General features: G+C 62.0%; 26 protein-coding genes. 10 read left to right on the forward strand and 16 right to left on the reverse strand.

Features of this window, described 5'->3' with window-relative positions:
• Position 1 precedes the first annotated feature (1 nt).
• The gene (locus FGK63_RS06330) at positions 2–1888 is read left to right on the forward strand and encodes an AMP-dependent synthetase/ligase (RefSeq protein WP_138840763.1); all 1887 of its coding nucleotides are present in this window, start codon (positions 2–4) and stop codon (positions 1886–1888) included.
• Between the two features lie 29 nt (positions 1889–1917).
• Positions 1918–3078, forward strand: a complete 1161-nt coding sequence (locus FGK63_RS06335) for an ABC transporter substrate-binding protein (RefSeq protein ID WP_138840764.1) — start codon at positions 1918–1920, stop codon at positions 3076–3078.
• An 85-nt stretch (positions 3079–3163) separates the two neighbouring features.
• Here FGK63_RS06335 and rpsI read toward each other — a convergent pair whose 3' ends face one another.
• The 3 genes from rpsI to FGK63_RS06350 form a co-directional block, all read right to left on the reverse strand.
• Positions 3164–3646, reverse strand: a complete 483-nt coding sequence (gene rpsI, locus FGK63_RS06340; protein ID WP_138840765.1) for a 30S ribosomal protein S9 — start codon at positions 3644–3646, stop codon at positions 3164–3166.
• A gap of 6 nt (positions 3647–3652) precedes the next feature.
• The gene (gene rplM / locus FGK63_RS06345; protein WP_138840766.1) at positions 3653–4111 is read right to left on the reverse strand and encodes a 50S ribosomal protein L13; all 459 of its coding nucleotides are present in this window, start codon (positions 4109–4111) and stop codon (positions 3653–3655) included.
• A gap of 164 nt (positions 4112–4275) precedes the next feature.
• On the reverse strand, positions 4276–5679 hold the full coding sequence (locus FGK63_RS06350; protein ID WP_138840767.1) for an aminotransferase-like domain-containing protein: 1404 nt from the start codon (positions 5677–5679) through the stop codon (positions 4276–4278).
• Between the two features lie 100 nt (positions 5680–5779).
• Between FGK63_RS06350 and FGK63_RS06355 the strand changes: the two genes are divergently transcribed.
• The gene (locus FGK63_RS06355; protein ID WP_138840768.1) at positions 5780–6007 is read left to right on the forward strand and encodes a DUF1127 domain-containing protein; all 228 of its coding nucleotides are present in this window, start codon (positions 5780–5782) and stop codon (positions 6005–6007) included.
• Positions 6008–6066: 59 nt separating this feature from the next.
• Here FGK63_RS06355 and FGK63_RS06360 read toward each other — a convergent pair whose 3' ends face one another.
• Entirely contained in the window at positions 6067–6510 is a 444-nt protein-coding gene (locus FGK63_RS06360; RefSeq protein WP_138840769.1) for a PaaI family thioesterase, read from the reverse strand.
• A 58-nt stretch (positions 6511–6568) separates the two neighbouring features.
• Between FGK63_RS06360 and FGK63_RS06365 the strand changes: the two genes are divergently transcribed.
• From FGK63_RS06365 to gluQRS, 4 genes are all read left to right on the forward strand, one after another.
• Entirely contained in the window at positions 6569–7354 is a 786-nt protein-coding gene (locus FGK63_RS06365) for an enoyl-CoA hydratase (protein WP_138840770.1), read from the forward strand.
• Between the two features lie 286 nt (positions 7355–7640).
• A complete protein-coding gene (gene trmFO, locus FGK63_RS06370; RefSeq protein ID WP_138840771.1) occupies positions 7641–8981 on the forward strand; it encodes a methylenetetrahydrofolate--tRNA-(uracil(54)-C(5))-methyltransferase (FADH(2)-oxidizing) TrmFO in 1341 nt (446 codons plus the stop codon).
• A gap of 37 nt (positions 8982–9018) precedes the next feature.
• Positions 9019–9633: a class I SAM-dependent DNA methyltransferase gene (locus FGK63_RS06375; protein WP_138840772.1), complete on the forward strand. Its 615-nt coding sequence runs from the start codon at positions 9019–9021 to the stop codon at positions 9631–9633.
• Entirely contained in the window at positions 9630–10475 is an 846-nt protein-coding gene (gluQRS, locus tag FGK63_RS06380; protein ID WP_138840773.1) for a tRNA glutamyl-Q(34) synthetase GluQRS, read from the forward strand. Before FGK63_RS06375 ends, gluQRS begins: the two co-directional genes overlap by 4 nt.
• A 61-nt stretch (positions 10476–10536) precedes the next feature.
• Here gluQRS and hisI read toward each other — a convergent pair whose 3' ends face one another.
• The gene (gene hisI / locus FGK63_RS06385) at positions 10537–10896 is read right to left on the reverse strand and encodes a phosphoribosyl-AMP cyclohydrolase (protein WP_138840774.1); all 360 of its coding nucleotides are present in this window, start codon (positions 10894–10896) and stop codon (positions 10537–10539) included.
• Between the two features lie 67 nt (positions 10897–10963).
• On the opposite strand from hisI, the gene FGK63_RS06390 reads away from it, so the two are divergent.
• Both FGK63_RS06390 and FGK63_RS06395 read left to right on the forward strand, forming a co-directional pair.
• Entirely contained in the window at positions 10964–11416 is a 453-nt protein-coding gene (locus FGK63_RS06390; RefSeq protein WP_138840775.1) for an iron-sulfur cluster assembly scaffold protein, read from the forward strand.
• Positions 11417–11472: 56 nt separating this feature from the next.
• Positions 11473–12111, forward strand: a complete 639-nt coding sequence (locus FGK63_RS06395) for a MarC family protein (protein WP_138840776.1) — start codon at positions 11473–11475, stop codon at positions 12109–12111.
• Between the two features lie 184 nt (positions 12112–12295).
• Here FGK63_RS06395 and FGK63_RS21105 read toward each other — a convergent pair whose 3' ends face one another.
• From FGK63_RS21105 to sciP, 5 genes are all read right to left on the reverse strand, one after another.
• Entirely contained in the window at positions 12296–12418 is a 123-nt protein-coding gene (locus tag FGK63_RS21105) for a hypothetical protein (protein ID WP_281282108.1), read from the reverse strand.
• A gap of 112 nt (positions 12419–12530) precedes the next feature.
• Positions 12531–14621 (reverse strand): ATP-dependent DNA helicase RecG, encoded by a 2091-nt coding sequence (gene recG / locus FGK63_RS06400; protein WP_138840777.1) that lies wholly within the window; start codon positions 14619–14621, stop codon positions 12531–12533.
• On the reverse strand, positions 14618–16744 hold the full coding sequence (ligA, locus tag FGK63_RS06405; protein WP_138840778.1) for an NAD-dependent DNA ligase LigA: 2127 nt from the start codon (positions 16742–16744) through the stop codon (positions 14618–14620). Before ligA ends, recG begins: the two co-directional genes overlap by 4 nt.
• 123 nt (positions 16745–16867) lie before the next feature.
• Positions 16868–17584: a response regulator transcription factor CtrA gene (ctrA, locus tag FGK63_RS06410; protein WP_138840779.1), complete on the reverse strand. Its 717-nt coding sequence runs from the start codon at positions 17582–17584 to the stop codon at positions 16868–16870.
• Positions 17585–17680: 96 nt separating this feature from the next.
• Positions 17681–17959 carry a CtrA inhibitor SciP gene (gene sciP / locus FGK63_RS06415; RefSeq protein ID WP_138840780.1) on the reverse strand — a complete coding sequence of 93 codons (279 nt, stop codon included), beginning with the start codon at positions 17957–17959 and terminating at the stop codon, positions 17681–17683.
• A 133-nt stretch (positions 17960–18092) separates the two neighbouring features.
• On the opposite strand from sciP, the gene mnmA reads away from it, so the two are divergent.
• Positions 18093–19238 (forward strand): tRNA 2-thiouridine(34) synthase MnmA, encoded by a 1146-nt coding sequence (gene mnmA, locus FGK63_RS06420; protein ID WP_138840781.1) that lies wholly within the window; start codon positions 18093–18095, stop codon positions 19236–19238.
• On the opposite strand, the gene FGK63_RS06425 is transcribed toward mnmA, so the two are convergent.
• From FGK63_RS06425 to FGK63_RS06450, 6 genes are all read right to left on the reverse strand, one after another.
• The gene (locus tag FGK63_RS06425) at positions 19232–19813 is read right to left on the reverse strand and encodes a hypothetical protein (protein ID WP_138840782.1); all 582 of its coding nucleotides are present in this window, start codon (positions 19811–19813) and stop codon (positions 19232–19234) included. The genes mnmA and FGK63_RS06425 overlap by 7 nt on opposite strands.
• Positions 19806–20972, reverse strand: a complete 1167-nt coding sequence (lpxB, locus tag FGK63_RS06430; RefSeq protein ID WP_138840783.1) for a lipid-A-disaccharide synthase — start codon at positions 20970–20972, stop codon at positions 19806–19808. The genes FGK63_RS06425 and lpxB overlap by 8 nt, the downstream gene beginning before the upstream one ends.
• Entirely contained in the window at positions 20972–21766 is a 795-nt protein-coding gene (locus tag FGK63_RS06435) for an LpxI family protein (RefSeq protein WP_138840784.1), read from the reverse strand. Before FGK63_RS06435 ends, lpxB begins: the two co-directional genes overlap by 1 nt.
• 4 nt (positions 21767–21770) lie before the next feature.
• Positions 21771–22556, reverse strand: a complete 786-nt coding sequence (gene lpxA / locus FGK63_RS06440; protein ID WP_138840785.1) for an acyl-ACP--UDP-N-acetylglucosamine O-acyltransferase — start codon at positions 22554–22556, stop codon at positions 21771–21773.
• A gap of 2 nt (positions 22557–22558) precedes the next feature.
• Positions 22559–23026, reverse strand: coding sequence for a 3-hydroxyacyl-ACP dehydratase FabZ (gene fabZ, locus FGK63_RS06445; protein ID WP_138840786.1), 468 nt, complete (start codon positions 23024–23026; stop codon positions 22559–22561).
• A gap of 86 nt (positions 23027–23112) precedes the next feature.
• The gene (locus tag FGK63_RS06450; protein WP_246043967.1) at positions 23113–23685 is read right to left on the reverse strand and encodes an OmpH/Skp family outer membrane protein; all 573 of its coding nucleotides are present in this window, start codon (positions 23683–23685) and stop codon (positions 23113–23115) included.

A 23685-nucleotide genomic window follows, 5' to 3' on the forward strand; every position in this document is an offset into this window, starting at 1 on the left:
GATGGATGCAAACACCCTGCCCGCCCAGACCGTGATCAACGGTGTCACGTTCAACGCAACCCCGGGGCAGCGTCCGGTTCTGGTCGATGGCACAGACACCATCGTCGGGCTGTTCGAAAAACGCTGCAAAGATCTGGGAAGCCAAACCGCGCACCGGGAAAAGGACTTCGGCATCTGGAAGTCCTATTCCTGGTCGGACTATTGGAACCACGCCAAATGGATCGGCCTCGCCCTGCGCAAACTTGGGCTCCAGCGCGGAGAGGTCGTTTCGATCCTCAGCGAAGACCGCAAGGAATGGGCCTATTTCGACATGGGAATTCAATGTGTTGGCGGCATTGCTGCAGGTGTCTACACCACCGACTCGGCCAACCAGCTTGCCTATCTCGTCAACGACAGCGACAGCCGGTTCCTGATCGTCGAGGACGAGGAGCAACTGGACAAGTACCTTCAGATCGAAGGCGAGGTGCCGGGGCTGCTGAACGTCATCATCCTCGAGGATGAAGGGCTGCACGATCTGGAGCATCACCGCTGCCTGATGATCGACGAGCTATACGAGATCGGGCGGCAGGCGGAACGGGACGAACCTGGCGCCTTCGAAGCGGAAATCGCCAAGGCAAAGCCGCAGGACACCGTCTTGCTCATCTACACCTCGGGCACGACCGGAATGCCGAAGGGGGCGATGCTGAGCCACGAGAACGTCATGGCCGCGATCGAAGCCGGCGCGCATCGCCTGCCCACGCAACCGACGGACGAACAGCTTTGTTTCCTGCCGCTTTGCCACATACTCGAACGGGATGTTTCGATCTACTTCCCGCTGGCGTCGAAAAGCACTGTCAATTTCGCCGAAAGCCCGGAAACGGTGTTCGCCAACCTGCAGGAGGTCTCACCCGACACCTTCACGGCCGTACCGCGGGTCTGGGAAAAAATCTATTCCCAGGTCCTGATCATGGCGCAGGAGGCCACGCCAGCCGGGCGCGCGGCGTTCGGCATGGCGCTCAAAGCGGGGATGAAGCGCGCCGAGTATCTTGTTGAAAACAAATCGGTTCCCGCAGGGGTCGCCGCCAATTTCTGGCTTTGGGACAGGCTTGTCCTGCGCAACCTGCGTCGGATGCTGGGCATGGACAAGCTGCGTCGCGGCGGCACCGGTGCCGCGCCAATCTCACCGGCCTTGCTGAAATGGTATTGGGCGATCGGCGTGCCGCTGGTCGAGGGCTACGGCATGACCGAAACATCCGGCATCGCCACGATCAATACACCAGAGGAAAACAAACTGGGCACGATCGGCAAGGCGGTTCCGGGCATCGACGTCCGCATCGCCGATGATGGCGAAATCCAGGTCCACGGCCTGAACAATTTCCAGGGCTACTGGCGCAACAACGAAAAGACCGCCGAGGCGTTCACCGCCGACGGCTGGCTACGGACCGGCGACATCGGACGAATGGACCAAGACGGTTACGTAACGATCACCGGCCGCTTGAAGGACATCATCATCACCGCGGGCGGCAAGAACATCACCCCCGCCGAGATCGAGAGCCGCCTGAAGTTCAGCCACTACATTTCGGACGCGGTGATCATCGGTGACCGGCGCAAGTTCCTGACGGCGCTGATCATGATTGATCAGGAGAACGTCGAGAAATACGCTCAGGACCGCAAGGTGCCGTTCTCGAATTTCGCGTCGCTTTGCGCCGCGAAAGACGTAAAGGACCTGATCGCCGCCGAGGTCGACGCCGTCAACAAAGAGTTCGCCCGCGTCGAGCAGATCAAGGATTTCCGCCTGATCGACGTGCTGCTGACCGCTGAGGACGACGAACTGACCGCGACGATGAAGCTGAAACGGAGTTTTGTTGAAAAGAAGCACTCACATCTGATCGAAGATATGTACAAATAAACACGGGATTACCCAAAGGGAGGAGAAACATGAAGAAAATGATCAAACGGCTTGCGGCCGCAACCGCCCTGACGGCGGCGGCGACTTTGGCCAGCGCCGAAACACAGGGCGTCACTGACGACGAAATCGTGATCGGTTCGGTAAACGACCTGTCAGGTATCTTCGCCGCGGTGGGCGTGCCAGCGGTCAAGGGCGCGAACGTGGTCTTCGACCGCGTGAACGCGGAAGGCGGCGTGCACGGCCGCAAGATCCGCTATGTGGTCGAGGACAACGGCTATCAGATGCCGCGCGCGATGCAGGGCTACAACAAGCTGCTGAACCGCGACAAGGTCTTTGCGATGCTGCAATCGCTTGGCACCCCCATGAACCTGGCCGGCTTCAAGCTGCTTGATCCCATGGGAATCCCGAACGTCGCCCCGCTTTCGGCGGCAAGGCAGATGCTGCAGGAGCCGATGAAGAACAAGTTCACCTCGTTCTCCAGCTACTATGACCAAAGCCGCGTCGGCGTGAAATACCTGGCCGAACAATTCGGCGCAGACAAGGTCTGCACGATGTATCTGCCGACCGATTTCGGCGAGGAAATCCTCGAAGGATCCAAGGCGGGCGCCGAAGAGGCAGGCATCGAATTTGCCGCGGAAACGACGCACAAGCCGGACGAAACCGATTTTGTCGGCTCGCTCAGCAAGCTGAAGGACGAAGGGTGCGACATCGTCACCATGGCCTTGGGCGTGCGTCAGGCCATCACCGTGGTGGGCACCGCCAAGAAGATGGGGCTTGAGGACATGAAGTTCATGGGCACCTCGGCCAGCTTCCTGACCGTGGTGGCGCAGGTGCCGGGCGGCGTGACCGACGGTTTCTATGCGGCGGCCTCGTGGCAGGATCTGTGGGCGCGCGCGGACGAACCCGCACCCAAGGCGTTCATCGAAGAGTACAAGGCCGCCACGGGCGAGGATCCGGTGGGCTTTGCCATGCTAGGCTACGCCGCGGCCGAGATGATGGTAAAGGCACTGGAGGCCGCCGGCCCCGATCTGACCCACGAAAGCTTCATCGCCGCCATGGAATCGCTGGACTATCAGGACGATCTGGTGGGCAACCACATGACCTATGGACCCGACGACCACCAAGGCGCCGACTCGGTCTATGTGAACGTGGTCGAGAACGGCGCGTGGAAAAAGATCTACGAAGAATAACGCCTGAGCTTTTGGCCTCAAGTCACTGAAAATAAAAAAGGGCTTGCAATCGCGAGCCCTTTTCTTTTCGTATCTCCCGGTGCGGTTAACGCTTCGAGAACTGGAACGAACGGCGGGCCTTGCGGCGACCGAATTTCTTGCGTTCCACGACACGGCTGTCGCGGGTCAGGAAGCCCGCAGCCTTCAAAGCGCCACGCAGCGACGGATCGTAAAGCTGCAGGGCTTTCGAGATGCCGTGCTTGACCGCGCCGGCCTGACCGGTCAGGCCACCGCCCTTGACGGTTGCGACAACGTCGAACTCGCCTTCGACACCGGCAACCTGGAAAGGCTGGCGCAGGATCAGCTGCAGCACCGGACGGGCGAAATACACGTCCTGGTCCTTGCCGTTCACGGTGACCTTGCCGGACCCCGGCTTGATCCAGACGCGGGCAACGGCGTCCTTGCGCTTGCCGGTGGCGTAGGAGCGGCCCAGCTCGTCGCGCACGGGTTCCCGCGGCTCGTCTGCGGTCAGGGTTTCAACGCCTGCGACGGCGCCCAGCTCTTCGAGAGTGTTGATCTGATCAGCCATCGGTCATTAGCTCCGGGTGTTTTTCTTGTTCATGGATTTGACATCCAGAACTTCGGGGGCCTGGGCTTCGTGCGGGTGCGCGGCACCGGCGTAGATGCGCAGGTTGGTCATCTGCTGACGCGACAGGCGGTTGCCCGGCAGCATGCGCTTGACGGCCTGGTAGACCACGCGCTCGGGGTGTGCGCCCTCGAGGATCTGCTGCTTGGTGCGCGACTTGATGCCGCCCGGATGGCCGGTGTGCCAGTAGAAGTTTTCTTCGCGCTTCTTGCCGGTCATCTGAACCTTGTCGGCGTTGATGATGATGACGTTGTCGCCCATGTCCATGTTCGGGGTGAACGACGGCTTGTGCTTGCCACGCAGACGCATGGCGACAATCGAGGCGAGACGGCCCAGAACAACGCCTTCGGCGTCGATCAGGATCCACTTCTTGTCGATGTCTGCAGGTGTTGCAGAGAAGGTTTTCATGTCAGGACAATCCTGTTTGATGTGAAAGACCGGTCTCAACCAAGACCGGTCCGAATTCGATGGACGGGTTTTATGTGCGGCGTGCGATCAGGTCAAGCACATCTGTGCCGTTTTATCATCATGTTTTCAATGGATTACAAAATAGGTATATTATTACCCCAGATTTACACACTGATTTGCTCCGGCGGATTATCCAGAAGCGCGCGCAGGCGCAGCATCGCCTCCTCAAACCGCTCCAGCGATACGTGCCCGTTCATCGCGATGCGCACCGCATTCGGGGCGCGACCGTCGCGCAAGGCGAATTCATCCGCCGAGCGGACCTGTATGCCTTCTCGCTCTGCCGCCCTGCTGAAGGCCGCCGACCGCCAGCCCGAGGGGAGTTTGAGCCAGACGAAGGGAACCTCGGCATCCCAGACCAGATCGAAGCCGCCAAGCGCATTGACCGTCACACGCACATATTCCCCCATGCGCGCACGGGCATCCTGGGCGATCTTCCGGGCGCGGGGATCACTGAGAAGCAGCCGAGTCAGTTCCACGATCGGTTGCGCCAACCCGAAATACCCATACTCGGCGGATCGTCTCAGATCCGCGCTGCGCTCCAGTGGCGCGATGGCAAAGCCGACGCGCAAGGCCGGAGTCAGCGTCTTGGAGATCGACGAGACATGCCATCCCCGCTCGGGCGCCAAGGCCCTATAGCTGGAGGCGCGGGCTTCGCCCATCCGATAGCAATCATCTTCGACGATCTGAAGATCGTGGCGGCGCGCGACTTCGACAACTTCCTTCCGGCGCTCCAGCGGCGAATGGCTTCCGGTTGGGTTCTGCACCTCCGGCGAAACGCAGACTGCCTGCGCCTGGGTTTGACGCAGCGTATCGTCCAATGCCTCGGGGCATATTCCCCACTTGTCCATACGGATGCCCACCACCTCGGCCCGCATGAGTTCGCCAGCCCGACGAAATCCCGCATAGGACAGATCTTCGACCAGAACGATCGGTTTGGGCCCACGAAGAATGGTCTGGAACACCACGCAAAGCCCGTTCTGCCCGCCATGTGTCAGCACGATATCGTCGGCGGTCAGCGGTCCCAGCGGCAAGTCCGATAGCCAATCGACCACCGCTTGCCGGGCCGGTTGATAGGCGTCCCGGGTCGGGTAGTTCAGGAACATTTCTGGATCGGACTGCGCCACCTTCATCAGACATTCCCGTATCAACGCCACCTGCCCCACATCCGCCAGCCGTGGGCTGAACAGGCTGACATGCGCGTTGTACTTGTCCTCTCTAAGGTGCAGCTGCCGTGACCAGACATCATCGAGGATCGGCGACTTAGGCGCCGCCACGAATGTACCGCGTCCAACTTCGGCCTGAAGCAGCCCTTCATCCGTCAAAAGCGAATAGGCCCGTGCCACGGTGCCGGGCGTGATCCGCAGTCTGTAGGCCAACTCCCGCACGGGCGGCAGCCTGGCACCGGTCTCCAGTGTCTTGTTTTCGATCGCTTTCCTGATTGTATCCGCAACAAGCGTGTATTTCGGCCCCTTGGATTGCGGCAACCGTTCTGGCCAAATTGTACTCACTACAATCTTTCCTTTGATTTCGACACAATTCGGAATGTACCACTACTGAGTATCAAGTTGATTACATTTGTGTCAATACAATTCGGAAAGGAAACCGCCCATGACACGCGCAACGCAAAGCCCCGCCCTGACGCTGCTGACCGCCAGCCCCCGGCTGCCGCTGATCGCATCACTGGCCGTACGCTTTGCCGCGGTCGTGACCAAGTGGGAACAACGCCGCCGAACCCGCGTCAATCTCGGCCGCCTGGACGACAGGCTGCTCAAGGACGTGGGCCTGACCCGAATGGCAGCGCACCAGGAAATGAACCGCCGGTTCTGGCAGTTCTGATGCATCCCCAGTCCCGTCCGCGGGACCTCATCCTGGCCGGGGCCCGTCCCCGGCCTTTTTTACCCCGCCACCGACGCAGCCGACCCGGCGGGCGGTACGGAATAGGTCATGGTGGCGCGCGCGACCGGCTTGTCCGAACCTTCCGAGTACATCAGGATGTCCCCCACCGCGAGCGTCCGGCCCAGCTTGAGCAACCGGCACTTGGCGATCATCTGCGCCTGCCCTTCGGGTTTCCGCATGAAATCCATGGAACAGCTTGTGGTCACGGCCAGCGCCATGCGCCCCAGCCGCGCAAGCACCATTGCGTAGACACAGACATCCGCCAGAGCGAACATGGACGGGCCCGAAACGGTGCCGCCCGGCCGCAGGTGCCGATCCGCAGTCAGCAGGCGCATGGTCACGGAGTCCTCGGTCAGATCGTCGATGGCAAAGTCCTCTTTGACCTGCGGAAAAACGACCGCAAGATATTCCGCCAATTCTTCCTTGCACATTGCCAACGACATTCTTCCACTCCCCGGCTGTCGGCCTTAGAGTTGCCCTGACTCATGCAGAGAGGGCAAGATGGCAATTCTGGAACGTAGCGACACTGGTGCGGTGACGCATTTGCGAATGAACGCGCCCGACAGGCTGAACGCGCTCAGCGACGAGATGCTGGCGGCGCTGCAGGCCGAACTGGATGCGCTGCGCGAGGACCGGTCCATCCGCGCGGTGATCCTGTCTGGCGCCGGCAAGGCGTTCTGCGCCGGGCATGACCTAAAACAGATGACGGCGGGCCGGCAGGCCGAAGATGGAGGCCGCGCCTATTTCAAGAACCTGTTCGACCGCTGCGCCCGAATGATGATGTCTGTCCAGTCGCTGCCGCAACCCGTCATCGCGCAGGTTCATGGCATCGCCACAGCCGCAGGATGCCAGTTGGTGGCCACCTGTGACCTGGCTGTGGCCGCCGAAGGCACGCGGTTCGGCGTCAATGGCGTCAACATCGGCCTTTTCTGCTCGACGCCCATGGTCGCGCTCAGCCGCAACATTCCCCGCAAGCAAGCCTTCGAGATGCTCACCACAGGCCAGTTCATCGAAGCCAACCGTGCGGTGGAACTGGGTCTGGTGAATCGCGCCGTGCCGCCCGAGGCGCTGGAACAGGAAACCCGATCCCTGGCCGAGACCTTGGCCGCAAAACTAGGGTCGGTGGTGAAGATCGGGAAGCAAGCATTCTACCAGCAACTCCAGATGCCGCTCGAGCAGGCTTATGCCTATACCGGAGACGTAATGGTCGAGAATATGCTCTACCGCGAGACCGAAGAAGGTATCTCGGCATTTATCGAAAAAAGAGACCCGAATTGGAGCCAATAGGTTAATTGTTTCAACAACAGGTCGTGATTGTTCTCGATTTGGGGCTTTTCAAAACGGCAATACTGTGACAAAGGTTTGTCAAGGCATAGCCTTATCCACACTTTTGGGTCGCCGTGGGCGGAAGGTCCCTCCTGCTGGTTTCTCTCACCGGCACTGACATTCCCGCAGCGGCGACCCCAAGTTCCCAGAAAGCAACGATGCCGTCTGTCTGCCCGCCTTTTGGCGTATGCTCCGCATTGGCCGCAGGGCGTTGCACAGCACCGCTCCCTGCCCTATGTGGCTGCCCATGACCGAAAGATTGCATATCGTGGGCGGCGGCATGGCCGGGTCCGAAGCCGCATGGCAGGCCGCCGAGGCAGGTATCGACGTGGTGATTCACGAGATGCGGCCCAAAGTCGGCACCTTCGCGCACCAGACCGGAAACCTGGCCGAGATGGTGTGTTCCAACTCCTTCCGCTCGGATGACGACGAGCAGAATGCGGTCGGCCTCCTGCATTGGGAGATGCGCGCGGCGAACGGGCTGATCATGACGACCGCGGACGCCCATCGCCTACCCGCGGGTGGCGCGCTGGCCGTTGACCGCGACCCATTCGCCGAAACCGTCACCGCCAAGCTCCGCGCGCATCCGCGGGTCTCCGTCACCGGCGAGGAAGTCACGGACCTGCCTGCCGACGGCCAATGGATCTTTGCAACCGGGCCGCTGACCTCGCCTGCCTTGGGCGAAGCGATCCGGAAAGAGACCGGGGCCGACGCACTGGCCTTTTTCGATGCCATAGCGCCGATCGTCTATGCCGAAAGCATCGACATGTCGCGGGCCTGGATGCAGTCGCGTTACGACAAGGGCGAGACCGAGGAAGAGCGCACCGCCTACCTCAACTGCCCGATGGACCGCGATCAGTACGAAGCCTTCATCGACGCGCTTCTGGCCGCCGACAAGACCGAGTTCCACGAAGGCGAAACGGCCGGCTATTTCGACGGCTGCCTGCCGATCGAGGTGATGGCCGAACGCGGGCGCGAAACCCTGCGACACGGGCCGATGAAACCGGTCGGCCTGACCAACCCGCATCAACCGGCGGTCAAGCCGTTCGCAGTGGTGCAGTTGCGCCGTGACAATGCGCTGGGCACCCTGTTCAACATCGTGGGCTTCCAGACCAAGATGAAATATGGGGCGCAGACCGAGGTGTTCCGCATGATCCCCGGCCTGGAAAACGCCAGTTTTGCGCGCCTGGGCGGCATCCACCGCAACACCTTCATCAACTCGCCTACGCTGCTCGACAGCCGGATGCGGCTGAAATCGCGTCCGAATATCCGCTTTGCCGGGCAGATCACCGGCGTCGAAGGCTATGTCGAAAGCGCCGCGATGGGTTTGCTGGCCGGCCGCATGGCCGCCGCCGAGATGCAGGGCAGATCGCTGCCCGAGGTTCCGCAGGACAGCGCCATGGGCGCGCTGATCCACCACATCACGGGCGGGGCCGAGGCCAAGACCTTTCAGCCGATGAACGTCAATTTCGGCCTGTTCCGCCCCGTCGATGGACTGAAGGGGGGGCGCCGCGGCCGGAAGGACCGATACAAGGCCTACACCGATCGGGCAAAGGCGGCCTGGACCGAGTGGCTCTCGCATTCCTGACTGGACGGAAATCGCGTGCTGCGCCTAACATACGGGCATGAGCGACAAGTTCCTGAAAGACACCTACAATCTTGACTCGCCGCAGGCGACCCGCACCCACTATGAGAAATGGGCCGCCTCTTATGACGAAGAGGTCACTGAACACGGTTATGCCACCCCCGGCCGCGTGGCAGATGCGCTTTGGTCCCAACTGCCCGAGCCGCAGACCCCGGTCCTGGATTTCGGTTGCGGCACGGGACTTTCCGGCGTGGCGCTGTCCCGGGTGGGCTACAAGGTCATCGACGGCATCGATCCCACGCCCAAGATGCTTGAGGGGGCTCGTGCCAAAGGGGTGTACCGCAACCTCTCCACCTTCGAAATCACCGATCCCGCCCCCCTGTCGCAGGGCGCCTACAAGGCCATAACAGCCATCGGCGTCATCGGCGTCGGAGCAGCGCCGCCGTCGACCTTCGATCTGTTGATGAAGGCCCTGCCCAAAGGCGGTTTGCTGGCCTTCTCCTTCAACGACCATGCCCTGGCGGATCCCGCCTACACCGTGCGCCTCAGCGATTGGCTGGACATAGGTGCCGCGCGCCTGCTATTCCGCGAACACGGTCCGCACCTGCCGGGAATGGACCTGAAGTCTGACGTATATGTTGTTGAAAAAGCGTGACCTTCATCACGAGATTCGCTCCTTCCCCAACCGGTCCTCTGCACCTTGGCCACGCTTATTCCGCGATGCTGGCCCATGACATGGCGCGGACGGCAGGCGGGACATTCCTGCTCCGCATCGAGGATATCGACCAGAGCCGCGCCCGCCCGCACTGGGAGGCCCAGATTCATGACGATCTGCATTGGCTGGGCCTCGAATGGCCCACGCCCGTCATGCGGCAATCGGACCGTCTGCCCCGGTACCGGCAGGCTTTGGAACTGCTCATCCGCCTGAACCTGGTCTACCCGTGCAAGTGCAACCGCGCCGACATCGAAGCCGCGGCCGGTGCCCCGCAGGAGGGTGTGCCGCAATTCGGCCCTGATGGTCGCATCTACCCGGGTACGTGTCTTGAACGGCCGTTATCCGATGCTGGCCCTGACGACGTGCTCCGGCTCGACATCCGCAAGGCGCTTGCTGCGGCCCCGTCCCTGCGCTTTGTCGAAACCGGTCCAACCCATACGGGTACGCATGTCCCGGCCCCCGAGGCACTGATCGAATCCGTTGGGGACTTCGTTCTCGTGCGCCGGCACATGCACAGCTCCTACCACCTTTCCGTCGTGGTGGACGACGCCGACCAAGGCATCACTCATGTCATCCGTGGCGAAGACCTGTTCGACGCCACCGCGATCCACGTGCTGCTGCAGGCATTGCTGAACCTGCACACGCCGATCTACCATCACCACCGCCTGATCCGCGACGAGCGCGGCAAGCGCCTCGCCAAGCGCGACGATGCCCGCGCCATCGCGAAGTACCGGGAAGAAGGCGCAAGTCCGCAAGACGTCCGAGCCTTGGTCGCTCTCTGACGCCCTTTCCTTCATCTTTTCAAAAATACTCTCGCCGAAGGCATGGCCCGGCACGGGCCATTCATGGCAACGGCGCCATCAATTCAACTTCCTCACCTTCGCGAACTCCGGTGTAAAAGCAACTCCGTCGGTTCGTATGACAGGCAGGCCCCGTCTGCCGCACCACCAACAGCAGGCAGTCGCGGTCGCAATCGACGCGGAAATCCACCAGTTCCTGAACATGCCCCGAGCTTTCGCCCTTGACCCAGAAGGATTGGCGCGAACGGGACCAATACGTGACCCTGCGCGTCCGAAGTGTTTGCTCCACCGCATCGGCGTTCATCCAGGCCATCATCAGAACCTCGCCCGAGTTCTCGTCCTGAGCGATGGCCGGGATCAACCCGGCCTCGTTGAATTTCAATGAAGAAGGGTCGAATGACATGGGCAAAAACCTTTTGCATCCCGAAACACGGCCATTATGTATGGGGAACAGCCAACGAGGGAAACCCATGTCCGGCGAGACCGATCTGATCAAGCTATATTCCAGCCGTATCCTCGCACTTGCGGCTGATATCCCGCATCTCGACCGGCTGGAAAACCCGGACGCCACGGTCAAGAAACGCTCGCCTCTCTGCGGTTCGACAGTGACCGTCGATGTCAAAATTCAGGACGGCCGGATTTCCGAGTTCGGGCAGGACGTCAAGGCCTGTGCGCTCGGCCAGGCCTCGGCTTCGGTGGTGGGCAGCGCGGTCGTCGGCGCCACCCTGCAACAGGTGGAAACCGCCCGCGACCAACTCAAGTCGATGCTGAAACAGGGCGGACCCGCCCCGGATGCGCCTTTCGACGGGCTCGAAGTGCTGATGCCGGCCCGTGACTACAAGAATCGCCATGCCTCGATCCTGCTGTCGCTCGAAGCGACCGCCGAAGCCATGGAACAGGCGGAACAGGCCAACTGCGCCTGAACATGGCTTTTTTCGGTCATTCAGCTTAGGCTCGCAACAAAGTCTGGGAGCCCGATTTGGCCGATCTGTTGGAAGCCTTTGTCACCCTGTGGGTCGTGATTGATCCGATCGGAACCGTTCCGGTTTTCATTGCCGTAACTGCGACAATGGATGCCTCGGCACGTCGCCGCACCGCTTTTCAGGCCGCGCTGGTAAGTGCCGGTGTACTGATGTTCTTTCTGGTCCTGGGCCAGTTGCTCATCGACGCGCTGGATATCGGCCTTAATTCCTTCCAGGTAGCAGGCGGAATCATCCTTTTCCTGTTCGCGCTCACCATGATCTTTGGCGAGAGCAAACCGGAATCGGACCGGCGCCAGACTGAGGAGGAAACGGCCCAGGACGCGGACAAGCCAAATCCGGCGATCTTTCCGCTGGCCGTGCCGTCCCTCGCGTCGCCCGGAGCGATGCTCGCGGTCGTCCTGCTGACCGACAACGACCATTTCAGTATTGCGCACCAAAGCATCACCGCAATCGTCATGCTGGCCGTCATCGCCACCGCTTTCGTCATGATGTTGCTCGCCGATCCGATCATACGTCTCATTGGCCATGCCGGCTCGGCCATCATCAGCCGGGTCATGGGTATGATCCTGGCGTCGGTCGCGGCGAATTCGGTCCTGTCGGCATTGCTCGACATTTTCAAGACCGGTCAGTTGTGAAAAAACCGCCGCTCCTCCCGGGCGGAGAGAGCGGCGGCAGTTTGCGCGGGTCTCGCGAGGGATCCGGTTGGCCAGGCGGGGCCGAGGCAGGGCCCCTCAAGGGTCTTGGGAAAGGCAGGTCACCCTTGCATCAGATGGGACAGGCGATGCTGGCAGGCCGGCGCGAGACCGCAGGCAGAATGGCTCAGAACACTGTGGGCAGATGGAGAGCGACCATCAGCATGACCACCAGCGATGCGGCGCCCACCGTATCCTGCAGCAACGTCTTCTGCGAACGAACAAGCGCGGTCTTGATCTGGGTCAGCATGGTCTCACCTCCGGTCAGGAATTAAGCCTTTGTTGACCTTTTGTTCTCATTTCTCGCCGCATCTGTAAAGAACTTTTTAAGAACATTTGTGAACTTTTTGCGTTCCGACACCTTAACCTACTGAAATCAAACGGATCGCCTGATCCTGCTTCATCAGCCACAACAGTACGCGGGCAGCCCTTCCCCGTTCCGAGGCCAGCTTGGGATCCGAGGCAAGCAGGGACCGCGCGTCGGTCTGGGCCACGGCCATCAACCCGGCCTGGCGCTCAAGATCGGCAATGCGGAATTTAGGCAGCCCCGACTGCGCGGTCCCGATCAGGTCGCCTGCGCCCCGCATTTCAAGGTCGGTTTCGGCAATACGGAATCCGTCTTCGGTTTCGCGCAGAACTTCAAGCCGCCTCCGCCCACCTTCGCTGAGCGGCGGCTGATACATCAGCAGGCAAGTCGAATCGGCATCGCCCCGCCCCACCCGGCCGCGCAACTGGTGCAACTGCGCCAGACCAAAGATCTCGGCCCGCTCGATCACCATGATCGTGGCGTTGGGGACATTGACACCAACCTCGATAACCGTGGTGGCGACCAGAACCTGTGTCTCACCGGACTGGAAAGCGGCCATCGCCGCATCCTTCTCGGCGGGCGGCATCTGACCGTGGACAAGGCCGACGACACCTTCGCCGAGGACCGCCCGCAAATGCTTGAACCTTTCTTCGGCGGCGGTCAGGTCGGAAACCTCGGATTCGTCGACCAGCGGGCAGACCCAATAGCACTGGCGCCCTTCTTCGATCGCACGCCGCAGATGCGCCACGACCTCGTCCATGCGCTGCGTGCTGACGATTGCCGTCTTGATCGGCTTGCGCCCCGGCGGCTTCTCATCCAGCACCGACACGTCCATGTCGCCATATTGCGCCAGCGCCAGGCTGCGTGGGATCGGCGTGGCCGTCATCACCAGAACATCCGCAGCGACACCCTTCTCAGCCAGTTCCATCCGCTGGCGAACGCCAAAGCGGTGCTGTTCGTCGACGACGGCAAGGCGCAGTTCGCGGAATTCCACGTCGCTTTGAAACACGGCGTGCGTACCGACCAGAATGTGAATGTCGCCGCGCTTCAATGCGGCGAGTTTCGCCTTGCGTTCTGCGCCCTTGTCCCGACCGGTCAGCAATTCTAGAACGACGCCCGCCTCCTCGGCCAGCGGCCGCAGCCCTTCGAGATGCTGGCGGGCAAGGATTTCCGTGGGCGCCATCATCACCCCCTGCCCGCCCGCTTCGACCGCGACCAAAAGCGCCATGAAAGCCACAAGCGTCTTGCCAGCACCAACGTCGCCCTGCAGCAGCCGGTTCATCCGCGCCTCCGACGCCATGTCGGCCGCGATTTCCTCGATCGCCCGGACCTGCGCTGCAGTTGGTCGGTATGGCAGGTTGGCCAAAACACGGGACTGCAACGCCCCGGTTCCGACGCTGACGATGCCGCGCGCCCTGCGTTCGCGCTGTCGTGCGATTGCCAACGTCAGTTGGTGTGCGAATAATTCGTCATAGGCCAGCCGAGCCCGGGCCGGTGCCGAAAAAGCCACGTCATCAAGCCCCCGCGGCGAGTGCGCCGTTTGGATCGCCGAGCGCCAGTCGGTCCAGCCTTCGCGCGCCACAAGTGCCGGATCTATCCACTCCGCCAGCCCGGGCGCGCGTGCAAGCGCACTTTGCGCCGCCTTGTAGGCCGTTTTTTGCGTCACGCCCTGAGTCAGGTGATAGACCGGCTCGAACTCCGGGATGTCAACGGCCTCCTCGACCGGCAGCATGTGATCCGGATGCACCATCTGGGCCATGCCGTCGAACAGTTCCAGCTTGCCAGAGACCACGCTCCGGGCACCTTGCGGCAATACCTTTTTCAGGTAGTCGCCACGGGCGTGAAAAAAGACCAGTTGGAAATCGGCCTGCGAATCCTCGACATGAACACGGTAGGCGCCGCCCTTGGTACGCGGCGGGCGGTGCGCGCCCACGGTCACTTCGACCGTCAGCGTAGACGGGATTTCAGCGCCCTTGATGGTGTCGCGCCGCCGCCGGTCCACCACTGCGTACGGGAGCGAGAACAAAACGTCGCGCGGCGTTTCGATCTCGAGCTGCCCCAGCAGTTGAGCCGTCTTGGGTCCCACACCCTCAAGCGTTTCGAGCCCGGCAAATAGCGGGAAAAGCTGTTCTGGCCTGCCCTTCATGCCTGTCCGATCAGCTGCAGCCAGCCATCTTCGTCCATGGTCTCGACGCCCAGCTCAGCCGCCTTCTTGGCCTTGGAACCTGCGCCGGGACCAGCCACGACCAGATCGGTGTTCTTGCTGACGGACCCCGACACCTTGGCCCCCAAAGCCTCGGCCCGCGCCTTGGCTTCGGCGCGCGTCATCTTTTCCAGGGAACCGGTGAACACGATGGTCTTGCCGGCGACCGGGCTGCCCGTCGTATCCGGCCGCCTGGCCTCCTCGACTTTCAACTGCGCCACAAGCGCATCGATGCTCTGGCGCTCGGCCTCCTGCGCGAATGCCGAAACCAAGGCGCGCGCCATGACCTCGCCCACGCCGTCGATGCTCAGCAGCGTTTCCCATTCCGGCCCTTCGCATCCGGCCGCCGCGGTTATGCTGCGCTCGAACTCCTCCCAGGTGCCGTAGTGATTGGCGATAAGGTTCGAGGCCGCCTCGCCGACGTGTCGGATTCCCAAGGCAAACAACAACCGCCCTAGTGGGATCGTGCGCTTTTCATCAATAGCGGCCCACAGGTTGGCGGCGCTCTGCGGACCCCAGCCCTTGCGGTTCGCGAGCTTCGTCAGGTTGGCCGCGTCCCGTTCCTGCAGTGTGAAGATATCCGCCGGCGTCTTCACCGGCAGGTCCGGGTCGTCGTAGAACATCTCGATCTGCTTGGCGCCCAGCCCCTCGATATCGAAGGCTTTTCGCGACACGAAATGCTTGAGTTTCTCGACCGCCTGCGCCGGACAGATCACGCCGCCGGCGCAGCGCCGAACCGCATCACCCTCTTCGCGGATCGCGTCGCTGCCGCATTCGGGGCACTGTATCGGAAAGACATAGGGTTCGGCGTCAGCGGGACGTTTCGACAGGTCCACATCCGCGACTTTGGGGATGACGTCTCCGGCGCGATAGACCTGGACCCAGTCGCCGACACGGATGTCCTTGCCGCCACGGATCGCGCCGCCCTTGGCATCCCGCCCCGCGATGTAATCCTCGTTGTGCAGGGTAGCGTTGGACACCACGACACCGCCTACCGTCACGGGCGACAGCCGCGCGACCGGGCTGAGCGCGCCGGTGCGGCCGACCTGAATGTCGATGGCTTCCAGCCGGGTCCAGGCCAGTTCGGCCGGGAACTTGTGCGCGATCGCCCAGCGGGGCGTGGTCGAGCGGAACCCAAGCCGCGCCTGCAGCGACAAGTCGTTGACCTTGTAGACGACACCGTCGATATCATAGCCGAGAGTGGCCCGCTGTGCTTCGATCTCGCGGTAATGCGCCATCATTTCGTTCAGGGTATTGCAAAGCCGCGTCAGGGGGTTGGTCTGAAAACCTAAACCACGCAGGCGGTCGATAGCTTCGATCTGGGATTTACCGAGCGGCTCCGAGACCTCGCCCCAGGAATATGCATAAAAGCGCAGCGGGCGAGAGCGGGTGATCTCCGCGTCAAGCTGGCGCAAGGATCCGGCGGCCGCGTTGCGGGGATTCGCGAACAGCTTTCCACCCGTCTCGGCCTGCCGTTTGTTCAGCGCCTCGAAATCCGCGTGGGACATATAGACCTCACCGCGCACTTCCAGCACGTTCGGCGCACCATCGATCCGATCCGGGATGTCCGAAAGGGTGCGGGCATTGGCGGTGACGTTCTCGCCCACCTCGCCGTCGCCGCGGGTTGCGGCCTGAACCAGAACTCCGTTTTCATAGCGCAGGGACAAGGACAGCCCGTCGATCTTGGGCTCGGCCGAATAAGCCAATGGCACCATAGAATCGAGCCCGAGGTACTTGCGCACCGACCTGTCGAAATCCGCCACATCCTCTTCGTCGAAGGCATTGCCCAGTGACATCATGCGGACCACATGGGTGACCTTGGCGAACCCTTCGCCCGGGCGGGCACCGACCTGCTCCGAGGGGCTGTCGCTGCGTTTCAGATGCGGAAAACGCGCTTCGATCTCGGCATTGCGGCGCTTGAGCGCGTCGTATTCGGCGTCTGAAATCTCGGGCGCGTCGGCGGTGTGATAGAGTTCGTTGGCCCGCAGAATCTCCTCTGCCAACCGGGCCAGTTCCTCCCGTGCCTGGGCTTCGGTCAGTTTGTCCGCCGGAATGGTGTCGTTCATGGCCCCGCCCTGTCGCTCGATCTTGAACACCAGTGATAGGGCGAGGCCATGTGCAGGTCCAGATGTTCCCTTGCCGTGAGTGGCAGTGCCGCCCCGGACCCGTGGCGGCCTTCGTCGATAGGGTCAGGCTCCGATGGCCATTCGGGGTTCATTCGCCGTGGTTGGCTGCGGCTCGCGAAGAACATAGCCGCGGCCCCAGACCGTCTCGACATAGTTCTCGCCGCCCGTCGCGTTGCTCAGCTTTTTGCGCAGCTTGCAGATGAATACGTCGATGATCTTGAGTTCCGGTTCATCCATGCCGCCATAGAGATGATTCAGAAACATTTCCTTGGTCAGCGTGGTTCCCTTGCGCAGGCTCAGCAGCTCCAGCATCTGGTATTCCTTGCCGGTCAGATGCACCGGCTGACCGTCGGCCTCGACCGTTTTTGCATCCAGGTTGACCGCGATGCGCCCGGTCCGGATGATCGACTGGGAATGCCCCTTTGAACGGCGCACGATGGCGTGAATGCGCGCAACCAGTTCCTCGCGGTGGAATGGCTTGGTCAGATAGTCGTCCGCGCCGTATCCGAACCCCTTGATCTTGCTTTCGGTGTCATCCGCTCCGGAAAGGATCAGAATCGGCGTTTCGATCTTCGCGATCCGCAATTGCCGCAGCACCTCATGCCCGGTCATGTCCGGCAAGTTCAAATCCAGCAGGATCAGGTCATAGTCGTACAGCTTGGCCAGGTCGATCCCCTCTTCGCCCAGATCGGTCGCATAGACGTTCAGGTTGGCATGGGTCAGCATCAACTCGATGCTTTTTGACGTGGTCGGATCATCCTCGACAAGAAGTATGCGCATCTCAAGTCTCCACTTTGCAATGTTCCGGTTTCGTATCGAGCCTGACCAAGAATGGTTAACCTGACGTTACCGATAATTGAGTTATTTCCCATCAACTTAAGGTTGTCGATATTTTTTCAACCACGTCACCTTCAGCGCGTTTTCTCCGTGATCGACAACGGCCGATGCCCAGGCGTTGAACTCTTCATCGCTGAGGCCATACCTTTGCTTGGCTTCGGACAACGTCAGCAATCCGTAAAGCACTCCCTTGACCACAGCCGCCTTTCTGGACGCAACCCACCGTTGTGTACCTTCAGGGGGCAGATCTGCGCGCGACAGGATGGAACCGTCCGGAAGTGTGACCGACCGCGGGCCATCAACCTTGTGCAAATACATCTCCCGCTCCTCATTTTACGCTTCTGCACGCTGGTCGCCCGCATCTTAAGGCGGGGTGAAACCGCCCCTTGAGAGTGTCTAGGATTTTCCTATATTCTGCCGGTCTTCGTTAACCCGGACAGGATCCGCACAAATGGCCCTCGATACCGAGACACCGCTGAACTCGCTCGGCTTCGCCAAACCGCCCTCGGAAACGCGGGTGGTCGTCGCCATGTCCGGCGGCGTGGACAGTTCCGTCGTCGCCGCCTACCTGGCCGATCAGGGTTACGACGTGGTGGGCGTCACCCTGCAGCTTTACGACCACGGCGCGGCATTGGCCAAGAAGGGCGCCTGCTGCGCCGGGATCGATATCCATGACGCGCGTCGCGTGGCCGAAGAGCGGGGCTTTCCCCACTATGTCCTGGACTACGAGAACATCTTCAAGGACGCGGTGATCGACGAGTTCGCCGACAGCTATCTGGCCGGCGCCACACCGGTTCCCTGCATCCGCTGCAACGAGCGGGTCAAGTTCAAGGACCTGCTGGGGACCGCCAAGGATCTCGAGGCGGACTGCATGGCGACCGGACATTACATCCAGCGCAAGCTGGGGCCGAACGGGCCAGAGTTGCACTGCGCCGAAGACGCCAACCGCGACCAGTCCTATTTCCTGTTTTCGACCACGCCAGAGCAACTGGACTACCTGCGTTTTCCGCTGGGCCACCTGCCTTCGAAGGGCGCGACCCGCGTGTTGGCGGCGCAATACGGGCTTGCCGTGGCGGACAAGCCGGACAGTCAGGACATCTGCTTTGTACCAAATGGCAATTATGCCAGCGTGATCGAGAAACTGCGCCCCGGCGCTGCGGAGCCGGGCGAGATCGTTCATGCGGATGGCCGTGTTCTGGGCGCGCATGACGGCGTGATCCACTACACGATCGGCCAGCGCCGGGGCCTGGGCATAGGCGGTCTCAGCGAACCGCTCTACGTGGTCAAGCTGGACGTTGACCGCCAGCAGGTCGTGGTCGGCCCCAAGGAGATGCTGGCCACCCGCACCGTGCCCGTGCGCGAGATCAACTGGCTTGGTGACGAACCGTTCACAAGCCGGCCGGAATGGCACCTTTCTGTCAAGGTCCGTTCGACCCGCCCGCCGCGCGAAGCAGTTGTCCGCCCCCTGTCGGACACCACGGCCGAAGTCGAGTTGCTGACACCGGAAGAAGGGGTTTCGCCGGGACAGGCTTGCGTATTCTACGAAACCGGCGGCAGCCGCATCTTCGGCGGCGGCTGGATCTGGCGCGGCTACTGAATAGCGTCGGTACCCGAATTGCTGAGGATGTAGAGCCCGGCAAAGACCATGACGAACGGGCCCAACTTTTCCAGTCGTCCCGCCCATTTCCCGGCAAGGAAAGAAGCCTGCGCACCCAACATGGCCAGCGCCGCCAATCCTGCGGCGGCTAGGGATGCCCCCAGAAAACCGGCAAATCGGTAACTTGGCGTCGAATCCGCCAGCAGCGGCGCCATGACCGCAAAACTGTCCACCGACATACCAAGGAACATGGCCGCGATCACGAATACCGAACCCTTTGACGTGGGCGCAGGCATGGACTCCGGCTGCCGGGCAAACTGCCGCCAGATTCCCCAAGCCCCCAAGGTCAACGGGATTACACCCAAGTACCCGGTCCATGAGGGTATTGCGCCACTGATTTCGGCAGCCGCCGCAAGCGACGCCGAAATCACCAAGAGTTGTGCCAGTGCAAACCCACCGACTGCCTTTGCGCGCCCAACGACCAGCATCGTTACGGCCAATGCCGCCATATTGTCGAGGTTGGTCAGAACCTGGGCAGTACCCGCGGAAAACAAGAAAAGAAGATGATCAAGCATTTCTGCCCGGCATACGGTCCAACACCGCTTGGGCAGCCCGCAAACCGGGGGATTCACCGCCTCGCCCCAACCGCTCCATCGTCACGCGCATGGCCTCGGTCTGAGTCTCGGGATTTGCCTGCACCTCGGCCAGCCGGGCCGCGATCTTGTCCGGCACGCATTCCGGCCCCAGGCATTCCGGCACTGCTCGCGTGTCGCTGACCAGATTGACCAGCGTCACCGTATCCAGCTTGACCAACCGTTCGGCCATCTTCTGGGTGAGCCAGTTCAGCTTGTAGGAAATCACCATCGGCGTTGCCTGTGCGGCGAGTTCCAATGACACCGTTCCCGAGGCGGCCAGCGCCAGATCGGCCGCCCCGAAGGCGGCGCGTTTGTGCGCCGCTGCAAGAGTAGGTTCGACACCGCGCGGGTCTACGACGACCGGATCGCCCGGCCAATTGCGGACCTGCTCCGCCACCTGATCCGCGATATGAGCGACGGCAGGCACCACCACCCGCATTTCCGGATGCCGCGACAGATGCATCCTGAGCGCCTCGCCGAATACCGGGGCCAACCGCTCGACCTCGCCACGCCGCGATCCGGGCAAGGCCAGCAAGAGCGGCGCATCCCCAAGCCCGAACTCGCTGCGAAAGCGCGACTTTTCCTCGACGCTCGCTAGGGGTTCGTTGACGACCGGGTGCCCGACGAAATCGCATTCCATCCCGGCGCGTTCCATGTAGGGCGGCTCGAAAGGAAGAAGCGCCAGAACATGGTCGATGACCTTCGCCATCTTGTCGGCCCGACCCGGACGCCAGGCCCAGACGCTGGGCGCCACGTAATGCACCGTGCGGATGCCACTGGCCGCCTTGACCAGCTTCGCCACGCGCAGGCTAAAATCCGGGCTGTCTATGGTGATCAGAACATCCGGTCTGGTTTCGAGAACAGCCTGCGCCGTCTCAGCGATGCGGCGTTTGAGGTGGAAATACTTGGGCAGGACTTCGATCAGTCCCATGACGGTCAGCTCGGACATGGGAAACCGGCTGACCAGCCCCTGCGCCTGCATCAGCGGCCCACCGACACCGTCGAACCGGACATCCGGCGCGAGGGTCTTCAACCCTTCCATCAGCGCCCCGCCCAGCCGGTCGCCCGAAGGTTCTCCGGCCACAAGGAACACCCGCATCAGGCCGCGCGCTCCCGCACAAGAAGGAACAGTCCGAGACGATTGCATTCATCCACCACCCGGTCGCGTTCGAGCACGATGACACCGCCCTTTTCTATCACGATCCCGGAAAGCCCCGCCGCCACGGCGGCAGTCACTGTATTTGGCCCGATCGTGGGCAAGTCCGCACGGCGGTCCTGGTCCGGCTTCGGCGCCTTGAACAGGACGCCGCCTCCGGCATCGGGCCGTTGGGTCAGCGACTCCAGCATCCATGCCGTTCCGAAGACCCCTTCGATCGCCAGCGCCTGGCCGCGCAGCACCACGCAGGCTTGCCCGACGTCAGCCGCGCTCATCGCGCGCAGGATGCCCGCTCCGCGATGCGCATCCGCCAGATCCGCCTCGGTGGGTTGCGCGTCCGTCAAGCAGCCGAGCGGCGGCAGAATGTCCGGGGCCAGCTCGTGCGCGGCACGGACGGTCAGCCCGGCTTCCTCGAATATGCCGATCACCGCGCGCAGCGCTCCGTCATCGCCGGACATGACCGCGCGCTTCAGGATCGGGACCAGAGGAAGGGTTTCCGCGTCGATCCGGTTTGGATCGATCACCGGGCGGCGCACCGCCCCCGCCATGCAGACCTCGACCACTCCGCGCGACTTGATGTCGGCGATGAAACTGCCGAGTTGTTCCAGCGGGAAGGCGCGGTCCACTTTCAGGCGGTCCGGCTCGAATCCCTCCATCGCGCAGATCAGCGGGCGTTCGGGCAAACGCGCCACGAGTTCGTCCGGCAATGCCCCGGTTCCGGCGATCAGAGCCAGCATGGCATCACTTCCTCGGCGTCAAGAAGGACCGGTCCGTCTCGCCAGTAACGAAATCGACGATCCGCTGCACATATTCGCTGTCGTTATCCTCGCCCAGGCGCCTGGCCCGCTCCATGAAGGTCCCCTCGCCTTCGGACAGCTCCCGGAACGCCGCGCGCAATGCGGCGATGTCGGCGCGCGATACGCCCCGCCGTTTGAGGCCCACCAGGTTCAACCCGTCCAATTCGCCGCGCGACGCCTGCACCAGCCCGTAAGGTATCACGTCGTTGGCAACCATGGTCAACGCGCCGATGATGGCTCCGCGCCCGACGCGCACCCATTGATGCAAGCCTGACAGACCACCCACGATCACGTCATCTTCGATGATGCAATGACCTGCGGCACCGGCATGGTTCACCATGATAACCCGGTTGCCGATCTGCACGTCATGGGCCACATGCGCACCCGCCATCAGCAGGCAGTCATCGCCGATCCGGGTGACGCCGCCACCGCCTTCGGTCCCTGCATTGACGGTCACGTGTTCGCGTATGCGGTTGCGCTTGCCGATTTCCAGCCGGGTGTTTTCGCCCTTGAATTTCAGATCCTGCGGAATTTCTCCGATCACTGAAAAATTGAATACAATGCTGTCTTCACCGATCGTCGTTTCTCCGGTGACGACCACATGCGATTTCAGCACGACCCTGTCGCCCAAAGAAACACTGGATCCCACATGGCAAAACGGGCCGATCACGCAGCCCTGCCCGATCTGCGCGCCGTCTTCGATGATCGCACTCGGATGTATCTGCGTCATGATCAGCTTTCCGGTGTCCAGTCCACCATCGCCGAGAACTCGGCCTCGGCCGCGACTTCCCCGTCGACGGTCGCGCGGCCGTTGAACTTGAAGATCTTGCCGCCGGGCTTGCCGCGCAGCGTTTCGATATGCATTTCCATCACGTCTCCGGGCACCACCTTTCGGCGGAACTTGCACTTGTCGATGTTCATGAAATAGATCAGCAGGTCGGTGTCCACCACGTCGAACCCGACCCCCAGCATCACACCGGCGGTCTGCGCCATCGCCTCGATGATGGTCACGCCCGGCATGATCGGGGTGCCAGGGAAGTGGCCCTGAAAATGAGGCTCGTTCATGGTCACGTTCTTGATACCGATGGCCGAGTGGTAGCCGTTGATCTCGATCACCTTGTCGACCAGCAGAAACGGATACCGGTGCGGCAGGATCCGCTGAATCAGCTGAATGTCGGCACTCTTGGTTTCCGTGGTCATCGTGCGGTTTTCCTGTTCTGGATGGTGTTTTCTGAGTGGTTAACAATCCCGCCACGGAAGGGCAAGCTTGCCTGTTTGCCGTCCTGCTATTCCAGGTCCTTGCCGTCGCCTATTTCGGCGTCGATGCGGGCAATGGCGATGTCGGTAATGTCGGTGGCGTCCGAACTGAGAAACACGCTCGACCGCTCCAGGATGACGCCGGCGCCGGATTCGCGCAAAAGGTCGACTAGTATCGGCCTCGCCAACCGGAGAAACACGCCACGCGCCTCGTCGCCGCGCGCACCGAGGGCTTCCAGCTTGGCCCGTTGCCCTTCACGGTGGCTTTGCACCTTGCGGTCGAACGCATCGGCCAGTTCGCGGAACTCCTCGGGCGTCATTTCCGCGCGTTGTTCGGTCAGTTCCTTCTCTTCCCGGCTGAGGTCCGCCACGATGCGCTCGTTCTCGGCGGCCAGTTCCGCCCCTTCGGATTCGATTTCATCGATGACACGCCGGCCGAAGGCCGAACCGGCAAAAAGGCGGTCGCTCGAGATCGTGAGGATGGCCGCGTCGGGCAGCCCAAGTTGCTGTGACAACGCCGGAACGGGTCCGATCAGGGCCAAAAAGACGCACAGGGCCCGAAGCGGGCCCTGTCGCAGATTTCTCAACAGACGCATGTCCAT

Origin of the sequence: Ruegeria sediminis (assembly GCF_005938215.1) — a bacterium.
Classification (GTDB): domain Bacteria; phylum Pseudomonadota; class Alphaproteobacteria; order Rhodobacterales; family Rhodobacteraceae; genus Ruegeria; species Ruegeria sediminis.